Genomic DNA, 13,694 nt, shown 5'->3' on the forward strand with positions numbered 1-13,694 from the left:
CCAATGAACCAATGAACAATTGAACCAATAAACCAAACCATGATATTCAACTACCTGAAAATCGCCTGGCGAAACCTGACCAAGCAAAAGTTATTTAGCCTGATCAATATTACTGGCCTCGGAGTCGGGCTGGCAGTTTGTATGATGATTATGATGTATGTTGCCCACGAAATGAGCTATGATCGTTTTCATAAAAATGCTGACCTGATATATATGCCGCAGGGCCAAATAAAACAAGGCAGCACTATCATGAATATGCAGTACATGAGTTACGCTGCCGGGCCGCTTATCCAGCAATCACAGCCCACGGTAAAAGCTTATATGCGCACGCTTGCTTATTTCAACCAAAATCCTGTGGTGGTGAATGATCCGTCTTCGCCCGGCAAAAAGTTCATTGAGGATAAACTTTTGTTTACTGATCCTGGTTTTTTTAACTTTTTCTCCTTTAAGCTGTTATCTGGTTCGGTTAACGATGTACTTAAACGACCATTCACTGTAGTTTTATCAAGGGATATCGCCAAAAAGTATTTTGGCGGCGGAAACCCGGTTGGCAAAACCATTATGATAAAAACTGATAGCACTTATACCTATCAGGTTACCGGCGTAGCAGAAAACGCCCCATCAAACTCATCGATTGATTTTAATTTTGTAGCCAGTAACGCCAGTTTACTTGCGATGAAAGAAGCGTCAAGGTATACCGGCGATAAGCATATCAGCTACGGTGCATTTGGCCTCTACCTACTGCTTAAAAATGCTGCAGATACCGCCAAGCTGGCCCGGGGGATGGACAGGTTGGCTAAAAAGGAAAAAGACTTCGATAATATAAAGTTCTCGTTCAACGCCTTGGTTGATTCTCATTTAAAAAACAACTTCGGTGATCAATCGAATATCAGGTACCTTAAAATATTCCCATTAGTGGCTGTGCTCATCTTATTGCTGGCGCTGGTAAATTATATGAGCCTTTCAACAGCACGGGCGACATTAAGGGCAAAGGAAGTTGGCGTGCGTAAAGTGTCCGGTGCAAGCCGCAAAACCATTGCCACCCAATTTTATGTGGAGTCGGCTGTATTTACCTGTATATCGTTTGTACTCGGGTACCTTTTATGCTATTTAATTACTCCGTGGTTTTTAAGCATCATTCAGTTAAAAATCGATAACTCGTTTTTATACAGCCCTACGGTGCTCATTCTTTTGTTTAGTTTATTGATTATAACTATTTTAATAGCAGGGTTTTACCCGTCAATGGTACTCTCTGCATTTAAACCTGTTATTACCCTTAAGGGGAAAATGAGCAAACAGGCAGGTGGTGTTACGGTGCGTAAGGTATTTACCACCCTGCAATTTGCCATATCCATCGGGCTTATTGTTTGCGGGATAGTTATTGACCGACAGGTATCTTATTTCAGGCATGCCGATACTGGTATAAATAAAGATAATGTGGTGATGATTCCTATAGGCAATAGCGTTGGAAAAAAGTACAGTACGTTAAAACAGGAAATTCAATCATTAGCCGGGGTAAGCAATGTGGCTACTTCAAATTATGCCATGTTTAAGAGCTACAACATGAATTTTTTTGATGGAAAAACCAAAGGGGAGAGCGTGGGCGCTGCGGCTATTGTTGCGGACGAAAACTTTATGGCAGCTCTCGGTTTAAAATGGAAGTATCCCCCGGCCCCAAATGCGGAGCTGGCCAGCCGTAATAAAACTATTATTAACGAAGAAACAATTGCGGAGTTACACCTTCCGGCTAACCCGGTAGGCAGTGTTCTTAAATCAGGCGATCAAAAAATAACAGTTAGCGGCGTATTAAAAAACTTCAACTTTACCACAATGGCTTATGCTGTAAAGCCTTTGTCGCTGGTTGTTTTAAAGGATACCGATAGCTATTTCATGAAATTTGGCTGTAACCTGTTCGCCAGGATCAGTCCCCATACTAATCTTCCAACCCTGTTGGGTAAAATGCAGGCCATCTATAAAAAATACGACCAGGATACACCTTTTGATTATACTTTTATGGATGATGCTTTTAACGCCCAATACAAAGCAGAAGACCGGCTGGCATCTATCTTCGGGGTATTTACTTATGTCACTATCATTTTAGCTGCCCTGGGTTTGTTTGGCCTCGCGGCGTTTACTATTGAGCAGCGCACAAAAGAAATTGGTATCCGCAAAGTATTGGGCGCCAGTGTAAACTCCATTAATAGTTTGTTGTCGAAAGATTTTTTAAAGCTGGTTTTCCTCGCCATCGCGATAGCTTCGCCAATTGCCTGGTGGGCCATGCGTAACTGGCTGCAAAATTTTGCCTATCGTATTTCCATATCGTGGTGGATGTTTGCCGCGGCCGGTTTTGTGGCAATTTTAACGGCGGTAGTAACGGTTAGCTATCATGCTGTAAGGGCAGCGATGGCAAATCCGGTGGATAGTTTGAGGAGCGAGTGATGCCCCCTAACCCGGTAGCTTTTAAACAAGGTTAAAAGTCCTTCTGCTTTACAGATGGATTTATTATGAGGCGAATATTTTTAAGATTCTGTGCAACTGTTTTGCATAAAAAGTGGTCTATAGATTTAAATAGGAAATTGCTTTAAATCGGAATATCATGCTGAAAAACTACCTAAAGATCGCTTGGCGGAACCTAGGTAAGAACCGTCTTTACAGTATCATTAACATCGGTGGCCTGGCTATAGGTATGGCAGTGAGTTTTATACTGCTCATTTATGTTTACAATGAGTTTAGTTTCGACAAATTTAATACCAATTCTGATCGCCTTTACCGGGTCATGCGCAATCAGCCCAGCAATGGCGAGATACTAACCGGTGATGCTACACCTGTTCCGCTGGCGCCGGCCATGATAAAGGATTTTCCCGAAATAGATAGAATTACGCGTGCAACCTGGCCCTATGACAGGCTGGTAAATTACAAAAACCAGGGTCTCAAAGTAAATACAATGGCGGCCGACCCTTCATTTTTGCAAATGTTTACGGTGGATTTTATTTATGGCAATAAAAAAGACGCGCTGTCCGATCTTTCATCCATTGTACTGACAGAATCGGCGGCTAAAGCAATCTTCGGCAATATCAACCCTGTAGGGCAGGTGGTTAAATTAGATCAAAAGTTTCCTTTAAGAGTTAGCGGTGTTATTAAAGATAACCCGGCAAATTCATCGTTTAACTTTAAGGCACTTATTAATTGGGACCAGATCTCAGCTGAGCAAAATTGGATAAAAACCTCCGGATGGGGTAACTATTCATTTAAAACGTTTGTGATGTTAAAGCCAGGCACTTCAGCTATGAATGTTGATAGTAAGCTAAAAAATATAATTGCCCGTTACAACCCCGATAACAAGGAGAATACTATTTTTCTTTATCCGTTTGCCAAATTTCACCTTTATGGTGATTTCAAAAACGGTGTAAATGCCGGTGGTCGGGTGGGATCTGTGGAGCTGTTTTTATGGCTCGCTATCGGTATATTAATAATCGCCTGTATTAATTTCATGAACCTTTCAACGGCCCGCTCCGAACGTAGGGCAAGGGAGGTTGGAGTCCGCAAAGCGATCGGTGCTGCTCGCTTTTCACTGATAGCGCAATTCATGGGGGAATCGTTATTGATGGCCTTTATTTCATTTTTGTTCTCCCTTTTGTTCATCTGGCTGCTGATTCCGGTTTTCGGCAACTTCATAAATATTAAACTTCAGGTACCTTACGGTAATTTGTATGCATGGCTCTCCGCCCTGGGTGTAACTGCGTTTACCGGTTTGGTTGCGGGCAGTTACCCTGCGTTATTTCTCTCATCGTTTAGCCCGGTTTTGGTGCTTAAGGGACAATTGAGTAATTCAAAGTCGACTGTAACGCCGCGCAAAATATTGGTGATATTGCAGTTTACTTTTGCAATATGCCTTATTTTATCAAGTATATTCATCTACAAGCAGATCAACTATATAAAAGATGAGCCGATTGGATATGATCGTTTTGGCTTGGTTGATATGCCTGTCGAAGGGGCAATGGATACCCGATTTGAAGATTTTCGTCGCGAGGCGATCAGTGCCGGCGCCATAACCGACGGTGCGCTTACATCAATGAGTATTGTAAATAACGGCAGTAGTTCATGGGGCATTACATGGCAAGGGCAACTGCCGGGTGAGGATAAGATCCCGATTGACCAGATGGCGGTTACTTATCATTTTGTGAAAACCTATGGCGTAAAGTTAACTGAAGGGCGCGATTTCTCGCCCGAATACCCCTCTGATACAGCCGCTATTATACTCAACGAGGCCGCTGTAAAAATGATGCGTTTTAAAGAACCATTGGGCCAGCTGGTAAAATACCAGGATCATAACTGCAAAGTAGTTGGCGTGATAGAGAATTTTGTATGGGGTTCGCCTTATGACCCGGTTAAACCAGCCATAATCGGCTTTATAAAAGGATGGACAGGTAATATCAGCCTAAGGCTAAATCCAGCAAAACCAGTATCCGCGAGTCTCGATATTATAAGGAGTATCTACAAAAAATACAACCCTGATTATCCTTTCGAATACCACTTTACCGACGAGAAATATAATAACAAGTTTAATAATGAAAGGCTATTAGGCAATATGTCAATTTGTTTTACCTGCCTTGCTATTGTCATATCCTGTTTGGGGCTTTTCGGCCTCGCCTCATTCTCGGCGGAGCAGCGTAAAAAAGAGATCGGAATCCGGAAGGTATTAGGCGCTACAACAGGCAACCTGTGGTTTAATCTTTCGCGGGAGTTTGTTTGGTTAATTGGTGTTTCATTTGCCATAGGCTCTGTTTTAACCATGTTTTATATTCACCATTGGATGACTCAGTTTACCTATCACACCACTATCAGCCTTTGGGTATTTGTAGTCACCCTTATTTTAAGTTTAACTATTTGCCTCATCACTGTTAGCTGGCAGGCCCTTAAGGCTGCGCTAAGCAACCCTGTTACAAGTTTAAGGAGCGAGTGATGGGTAGGTCATTGAGTCATTGTTGCGGCGTCCGAGCCCCAACAACAAGTGACCCCATGAGCAATTCACTAATTCAATAATTCACTAATTCAATAATTAGTCACCATGATAAAAAACTATTTCAAAATCGCCTGGCGTAACCTGAAGAAAAACAGGTTATATGCGTTTATCAACATCATTGGCTTAACCGCGGGGATCGTTAGCTGCCTGTTGATCGGTGTTTATATCAAACACGAATTAAGTTACGATCGATTTAACCAGAACGCTGATAAAATAGTGCGGGTTACAATGGATTATAATTTCGGCGGCGAATCGCAGAAAGTTGCTATGACGGGCACCAAGGTTGGCCCTCAATTTAAACGCGAGTTCCCGCAGGTGGTTGATTTTGTGAGGATCTTTAAAAGAACAAGGATAATTGGCTATAAAAATCAATTATTCGAGGAAAAGAACTTCCTGTATGCTGAGCCATCTTTGTTTAAGCTCTTTTCTTTTAAGCTGCTCAATGGCGATCCGGTTACCGCGTTAAATACAAATGAAAAAATAATTATCACCCAAACGGCGGCGCAAAAATATTTTGGGCCGGAGAATCCTATCGGGAAGATCTTAAAAGTGGGGGATAAAAATTATGTCGTTTCGGCGCTTGCTGCTGATTCGCCCTCAAATTCACAGATCCGGTTTGATTTTGTTGTCCCGTTTAGTGTTTTGGATGCCGCTAAGACCGAAGCATATGACAGCGCTAATTATTTAACCTACCTGCTGCTCAAAAGCAAAGACGATATCGCACCCCTGCAAAAGCAAATTACAGCATATATGCAAAAGGTTGACAGGGACGAGTTAAAAGTAACCGGTAGCCAGCATTTAACCTTTAGTATCGAGCCGCTCACCAGCGTTCATCTACACTCCAACATTCCAGATGGGCTGGAACCCGGGGGCAGTATGATGTATATTTACATCCTGGTGGTGGTGGCTGTGCTTATCCTGGTTATTGCCGGCGTAAACTATGTAAACCTGTCCATCGCGCAATCAGCAGGCCGCGGGGCTGAAATTGGCATCCGCAAAGTGCTGGGCGCAGCCAAACAACAGCTTTTTAAGCAATTTATTGGCGAGTCGATGCTGGTAACTGCCATTGCGCTGCTGTTTGCAATAGGGGTATCTTTCCTCCTGTTGCCATTTTTTAACCAGATCTCTGGTAAGCAGTTTAATTTTACTGCCTTGCTTGATCCCGCGATACTGGTTTGCCTTGCTATATTAGGGATCGTTATTGGTTTTTTGGCCGGCGCGTATCCTGCCTTATTATTATCAAATATAAAACTGGCAAAAATATTAAAATCGGGTTTTTCATTTACGTCAGGTCAGGGGGTACGCCGCTCGCTCATTATTTTCCAGTTTGTTATTTCCATCTTCCTGGTCATTACTACGGTGGTCATCTTACAACAACTATCCTATATCCGCACCAAAGACCTGGGTTACAATAAAAGTAACGTAATAGTTTTGCCGGTCGATTATAAAACGGTTCCACAAGTTGATGCGATAAAAAAAGTGATCGGTAATATCCCTGGTGTAGAAAGTGTCGCGGCAGCAAACAACGAACCGGTTGATGTGCAGTGGGGGGATGCTATACACACCAAGGACGGTAAAAATTTAACTGTGAATGCACTGCCTATGGACGAGGATTTTATAAAAACCATGCAGCTGAAGATTGTTGCCGGAACCGATTTTAACCGTACTGATCTGCTGCAAATGGATACCGCCAATAAGTACAAAAACTATCGCTATTCATTTATGCTGAATGAATCGGCTGCACGGGCGTTAGGCTGGACCCCGGAGCAGGCCATAGGGAAAGAGATTTCGAAGAACTTCCCCGGGAGAATTAAGGCTGTTGTTAAAGATTTTAATTTTAAATCGTTCCATGATGCCATAGGCCCCTTACTGATTTTTTTGGATCATGAACAAACACAGGCCATGTTTGTAAGGGTTGCCGGAAATAATACACCTTCTGCACTGCAGGCTATACAAAAAATATGGAAAGACCGCGTTCCATACCGCCCTTTTGAATATAAGTTTTTGGACGAAGATTACGATGCCCTCTACCGCAGCGAACAACGCACAGCCAGGGTGTTTACAACCTTCTCAATAATAGCTATTTTGCTGGCCTGCCTGGGTTTGTTCGCTGTTACTGCCTATGCCGTTTTGCAACGCACTAAAGAGATCGGCATCCGCAAAGTCCTTGGCGCAAACGTGTCCACCATCATCATGCTGCTCTCCAAAGATTTTTTGTGGATGGTGATGCTGGCTGCTGTTATTTCATCACCAATTGCCTGGTATATGTCGTACAAATGGCTACAGGACTTCGCCTATCGCATTTCTATCCATTGGTGGGTCTTTATTGCGGCAGGTGCAGCATCGTTAATTGTAGCCTGGATAACAGTGGGCATCCAGGCCCTGAAAGCAGCTTTGATGAACCCGGTGAAGAGTTTAAGAAGCGAGTAAGGGGAAAGTCATTGGGTCATTGGTTGCAGCATCCGTACACAATGACTAATGACCCAATGTCGCACAGCTAATGACCCAACGACCAAATCATTAATTCACTAAATCGCTAATCCAATAATTAGTTAACATGATAAAAAACTACTTGAAAATAGCCTGGCGAAACTTATGGAAAAATAAGTTTTTTTCGACCATTAACATACTTGGCCTGGCCCTTGGGATGGCCTGTAGTATCCTTATTTTATTGTGGGTGCAAAATGAGTTGAACGTTGATGCATTTCATGCCAACGGCCCATCTTTATACACCGTATTTGAAAGGCAGTACTACGACGGGAAAGTAGTTGGGCAATATAGTGTTCCAGGGGTGTTGGCCAATGAAATGAAAAAAGTTATCCCCGAAATAAAATATGCCACCAACTACGGTTTTAATGGCGATAATACTTTCAGGGTAGGCAATAAGATATTGAAACTGAAAGGGAATGCGGCTGATTCTGACTTTTTTAAGATGTTTAGCTATCCTTTGTTAGAAGGCAATGCGAAAACGGCTTTAAACAGTCCGGCCGGCGTAGCCATCTCCAGGAAAATGGCCGGTGAATTTTTCGGAAGCCCGCATGATGCTATCGGCAAAATCATCAGGTATAACAATAAAACAAATTTTACGGTAACGGCTGTATTTGAAGATCTGCCCGAAAATTCGTCACTCAAATTCGAATACCTGGTAAATTGGGATAGTTTTTTAAAAGAGAACGACTGGGCAAAACAGTGGGGCAACAACGGCCCGGGGGCCTATATCATGCTGAGGGCTGATGCAAATCCGGCATTGGTTGACAAAAAAATATCCCGATTCCTGGATAAATATAATAAAGAACAAAGTAAAGCTTTCCGGGAAGAGCTGGGCATGCAAAAATTCAGCGATGTGTATCTCTATAGCCATTTCACCAACGGAAAACCCGACGGTGGCCGTATTGAGTATGTACATCTTTTCAGCATAGTAGCGGCCTTTATCATCCTGATCGCCTGTATCAATTTCATGAACTTAACTACGGCACGTTCAGTAAAAAGGGCCAGGGAGATTGGTGTTCGTAAAGTGGTAGGCGCGGTCCGGGGAGTTTTGATAAGGCAATTTATGGGCGAAGCGATCTTGTTGACTTTTCTGGCCGTAGTTATATCCATCGCCCTTGTCATCATCCTGCTGCCGGTTTTTAATTCAGTTACACAAAAACAAATTTCATATCCTTTTGGTCACCTTACCTTTTGGTTGTGGTTGTTCGGGCTAACGTTTATAACAGGATTCATATCAGGGAGTTACCCTGCTTTGTTTTTATCATCATTTAACCCGGTTACCGTTCTTAAAGGCGCAGCAAAGCTTAGTACGGGTTCGGCCCTGTTTCGCAAAGTTTTGGTTGTGGTACAGTTTGGTCTTTCGGTTTTCCTGATCATCGGCACTATCGTTGTTTCAAAGCAGGTAAATTATATCCAGACTAAAGATCTTGGTTACGACCGCGAGAACCTCATTTATATCCCCCTGGAAGGGGACCTTACTGCCAAATACAAAATTTTCAAGAATGAGGCGTTGAAAATGCCCGGTATTCAACAGGTAACACGTATGAGTATGACGCCCACTAATTTCGGTTCCAGCACGGGCGGGGTGCAGTGGGACGGTAAGGACCCAAACCTGAATGTTGAATTTACACAGGTATCGGTAGGATATGATTTTGTATCGGCACTCAAGCTCAAAATGACCGATGGGAGGGATTACTCGCGCGATTATGTAACTGATACCTCCAACTACCTGATCAACGAAGCCGCCTTAAGCCGGATTGGGTACAAAAATCCTGTTGGAAAGCCCTTAACCATGTGGGGGAAAAAAGGCAAAATAGTAGGCATATTAAAAGATTTTCATTTTAACTCTCTCCACGAGCCCATTTACCCGCTGATAGTAAGACTGCGTGAGAACGAGGATTACGGAAATATTTTGGTACGTACCCACCCCGGGCAAACCAAACAAGCATTAGCCAGTATTGAAAAGCTTTGTAAAGAGTTAAATCCTGATTTTACTTTTACGTACGCCTTTTCTGACGAGGAATACCAAAAGTTATATAATAATGAGCAGGTTGTCGGCAGGTTATCCAATGTTTTTGCATTCATCGCGATATTTATTTCTTGCCTGGGTTTATTAGGCTTAGCCATGTTCACTGCGGAACAGCGTGTTAAAGAAATTGGCATCCGTAAAGTGCTTGGCGCCAGTGCTGCTTCCCTGTTCACCCTGTTATCAAGAGAATTTTTGATATTGGTGTTCATCGCGCTTTTGATTGCTACACCGATAGCCTGGTACGCCATGTATAAATGGCTGCAGGCCTATACATACCGTACCAGCATTGAATGGTGGGTGTTCGCCCTTTCCGGAGTCATGGCGATTGCCATAGCGTTATTGACGGTAAGCTTTCAGTCCGCCAAAGCGGTGCTGGTAAACCCGGTAAAGAGCCTAAGGAGCGAGTAGGCAGTAGCAGTTTGCAGTAAAATAAATAGCATAGATGAATGTATATCAATTCAATAAATCACTAATTCCATAATTAGTCAACATGATAAAAAACTATTTTAAAACCGCCTGGCGTAATATTTTAAACAACAAATTTTACTCCGCTATCAACATCACAGGCCTTACATTAGGGCTCACTGTTGGCTTGCTTATCCTTTTGTGGGTAAATGATGAGCTAAGTTTTGACAGGTTCAATACCCGTGCGGAACACCTTTACCAGATGGATGCCCAGATTGGTACGGGGAGCAGCAAACAATTATGGGCCGGCGTGCAAGGCCCGGTAGCTACCTACGCGCTTAAGGAAGTGCCGGGAGTGAAAAATGCAGTAAGGATTATATACAATTTTAATTATTCGGTATTCAGATACAAGGAAAGGCTGTTAAGTACAGGCGAGAATGGCAATTGGTATGTCGACCCTTCTTTTTTTAAGGTGTTCGATTTTAAACTATTAAAAGGGAATATTAATGCACCTTTCCCGAACGATAAATCAATTATCATAACAGAAAGCACCGCAAAACGTTTTTTTGGTGATGCCGACCCGATGGGCAAAGCTTTGTTGGGCGACAATAAAGATAATTACATTGTTGCCGGTTTAATGGCTGATCCGCCCGAAAATTCCTCTATCAAGTTCGATATGCTTTTTTCTATCGATGTTAGAAAAAAACAATACAGCCGTACTGATTACTGGAAATCAATGGATGAAGATTGGGGCAATTATTACACCAGCACTTTTTTATTGCTTCAACCCGGTACCTCCACGCAGGCAGTGGCTGATAAATTAACAAAAATACATGTGCGGCATCAGCCAGGTCCTGATGCCGCCAAGGTTAAATACCAGATGCAGCCTTTTACGCAAATCCATTTGTACAATCCGGATGGTAGTGCCTCGGGCATGCAAACCGTAAGGATATTTTTGATTGTGGCAGTATTTATATTGCTGATAGCCTGTATCAATTATGTAAACCTGTCAACGGCCCGTGCCATGCTGCGTTCAAAAGAAGTAAGCATCCGCAAAATAATCGGCGCGGAAAAAAAGCAACTTTTTGCACAGTTTGTTATCGAAACGGTCTTGTTTTTTTCAATGGCCCTGGTATTGGCATTTGCGGCCATTGAAATCCTGATGCCGTTATACAATACTGTTTCGGGCAAACAAATGCAGTTTAACTTATTTGATGCCGGCGTATGGAAAGTTATAGGGCTTACTGTTTTAGCAACATTAACCGCTTCAAGTATTTATCCTGCTTTACTATTGTCATCATTTAAACCCATCAGCGCCTTAAAGGGCAAAATATCATTAGGGGTTGGTAATGTAGCTTTCCGGAAAATACTGGTGGTTACCCAATTTATCTTTTCCATCGGCTTGATCATCGGTACTATCATCATCAACAGCCAATTAAAATACATCAGGGAAAAGGAATTGGGGTATGATAAATCTTATGTATTTTCATTCGGGATGCGTGATATGCAAAAGAATTATGAGGGTGTACGCACTGAATTGCTTAACCGGCCAGGGGTATATGGGGTCACCAGTTCCAGTGATAATATCGTAAATATTGGCAATAATACGGGCGATACAGATTGGGATGGCAAGGACCCTAATTCGTTATTCCTGATCCATCCGATGTATATCGATAAATACTACCTGGATGTTTTTAAAGTGAAGATGGCTGCCGGAAAAGGGTTTGCCGGGTATAAAACAGATTCGGCACACTTTATTTTAAACGAAACCGCCGTACGCGCCACGGGGATAACAAACCCGGTTGGTAAACGATTTAAACTGCATGACATTAACGGGACAATAATAGGGGTGGTGCGCGATTTTCATTTTGCTTCATTGAAACAAAAGATTGAGCCGGCCATCTTTGCTTATCAACCCGGCAACAACTGGCGGATATCTATCCGCACAACAGGTAAAGACGCTTCTAAAGCCATTGCTGCCGCCGCAAAAATTTGGAAACAATATAACCCGGCCTTCCCGTTTGAATATAAGTTTTTGGATGATGATTATAACAACCTTTACAAAACCGACCAGCGCTCCGGAACGCTTTTCAGCGCCTTTGCGGCTATTGCCATATTGATCTCTTGCCTTGGTTTATTTGGCCTTGCAACGTATACAGCCCAGGTAAAAATTAAGGAAATAGGTATTCGCAAGGTGCTTGGCGCTAGTGTTTCCAATATAACAGCAATGCTCTCAAAAGACTTCCTGATCCTGGTAGTAATCTCATTGATCATAGCTACCCCGGTCGCCTGGTTTGCCATGTATAAATGGCTTCAGGATTACGCATACCGCATCACTATACAATGGTGGGTGTTTGCAATTGCCGGAGTAACAGCAATAACCATCGCTTTTATAACCATGAGTTTTCAGGCGATAAAAGCAGCTTTGGCCAACCCGGTTAAAAGTTTACGGAGCGAATAGGGTAGTGATCAGAGGTTGGAGATTAGAGATTAGAGATTAGAGATTAGAGATTAGAAAAATTAACCGAATTATTTCGGCCTAATCTCCAATCTCTAGTCTCTGATCTCTAACCTAAATATACTTTGTTCCGAACTGTTGTTTTACGTCGGCAACCACTTTTTTAACATTTTGTTCCTGGTCGCGGGGGCAAATCAGCAGCGTATTGTTGGCTTCAACCACAATAAAATCATGCAGGCCCTGTAAAATAACCAACTTTTCGCCAGGTACATTCACCATACAATTGGATGAATCGTACATGATTACCTTTTCAGCAGGGATAACTGCGTTTCCGACATAATCTTTTTCTGCCAGATCATAAATGGATGCCCAGGTACCCAGGTCGCTCCAGCCAAATTCCGAAGGCAGAACATAAACATTGTTGGCCTTTTCCATTATGCCATAGTCAATGGATATGTTGGTGCATTGCTGGTAGGTTTTGTGAATATGATTTCTTTCCTCGGGGGTGTTGTAAACCGGCCGTGAATCCGCAAATATTTCGTGCATATCGGGCAGGTATTGGTTAAATGCATGTACAATAGCCCTGGCCGACCATACAAATATACCAGCATTCCAAAGGAAATCGCCGCTTTGCAAAAAGGTTTTGGCTATTTCCAGCGTGGGCTTTTCGGTAAAGGTCTTTACCTTGTAAAAATCATTTTCGAGGCTGTTATCGGTATATTGAATGTACCCGTACCCGGTGTCTGGCCTTGAAGGTTTAATACCCAGCGTTATCAGGCAATTGTTTTCAGTAGCTACCTTAAGGGATTTTTCGATGGCGCTTACAAAAGCGGCTTCGTCTAAAATCAAATGATCTGAGGGGGCTACGACAATTGCTGCGTCAGGATTCATGCTTTCAATTCTAAAGGATCCATAGGCGATGCAAGGCGCTGTATTACGCATTACCGGTTCTGTCAGGATCTGGTCGTCGCCCATATCAGGCAATTGTTTTTTTACCAGGTCCGTATAAATTTCATTGGTAACAACGTAAATATTTTCTTTGGGGCATATTTTTAAAAAACGATCATAGGTGTTTTGTATTAATGTTTTCCCGGTTCCTAAAATATCAATAAATTGTTTGGGGTGAGAAGTGCGGCTGATGGGCCAGAAGCGGCTCCCGATTCCGCCTGCCATGATAATGGCGTAGTAGTTTTTATTCATAAGTTGTTAAACAGTTTTCATTATTAAAAAATATGGTAACAATAATGAAGCTATACCGAGCTTTTTTCCCGACTTTTTTACGGCTCCAG

The 13,694-nt window shown here is 42.7% G+C and carries 6 protein-coding genes; 5 read left to right on the plus strand and 1 reads right to left on the minus strand.

All coding sequences use genetic code 11. The annotated features are described in order from the left end of the window. Positions 1-39 precede the first annotated feature (39 nt). The 5 genes from MgSA37_RS12950 to MgSA37_RS12970 all read left to right on the plus strand — a co-directional run bounded on the left by MgSA37_RS12950 (position 40) and on the right by MgSA37_RS12970 (position 12,408). On the plus strand, positions 40-2,439 hold the full coding sequence (locus tag MgSA37_RS12950) for an ABC transporter permease (protein WP_096352450.1): 2,400 nt from the start codon (positions 40-42) through the stop codon (positions 2,437-2,439). Positions 2,440-2,596: 157 nt separating this feature from the next. Continuing rightward, positions 2,597-4,963, plus strand: a complete 2,367-nt coding sequence (locus MgSA37_RS12955; RefSeq protein WP_096352451.1) for an ABC transporter permease — start codon at positions 2,597-2,599, stop codon at positions 4,961-4,963. Positions 4,964-5,068: 105 nt separating this feature from the next. Then, positions 5,069-7,453 (plus strand): ABC transporter permease, encoded by a 2,385-nt coding sequence (locus tag MgSA37_RS12960; protein WP_096352453.1) that lies wholly within the window; start codon positions 5,069-5,071, stop codon positions 7,451-7,453. A gap of 127 nt (positions 7,454-7,580) precedes the next feature. After that, the gene (locus MgSA37_RS12965; RefSeq protein WP_096352454.1) at positions 7,581-9,950 is read left to right on the plus strand and encodes an ABC transporter permease; all 2,370 of its coding nucleotides are present in this window, start codon (positions 7,581-7,583) and stop codon (positions 9,948-9,950) included. 82 nt (positions 9,951-10,032) lie between these two features. Then, a complete protein-coding gene (locus MgSA37_RS12970; RefSeq protein WP_096352456.1) occupies positions 10,033-12,408 on the plus strand; it encodes an ABC transporter permease in 2,376 nt (791 codons plus the stop codon). Between the two features lie 111 nt (positions 12,409-12,519). On the opposite strand, the gene MgSA37_RS12975 is transcribed toward MgSA37_RS12970, so the two are convergent. Beyond that, positions 12,520-13,605, minus strand: a complete 1,086-nt coding sequence (locus MgSA37_RS12975) for a mannose-1-phosphate guanylyltransferase (protein ID WP_096352457.1) — start codon at positions 13,603-13,605, stop codon at positions 12,520-12,522. Positions 13,606-13,694: the final 89 nt, after the last annotated feature.

The organism is Mucilaginibacter gotjawali (genome assembly GCF_002355435.1).
GTDB classification, from domain to species: Bacteria; Bacteroidota; Bacteroidia; order Sphingobacteriales; family Sphingobacteriaceae; genus Mucilaginibacter; species Mucilaginibacter gotjawali.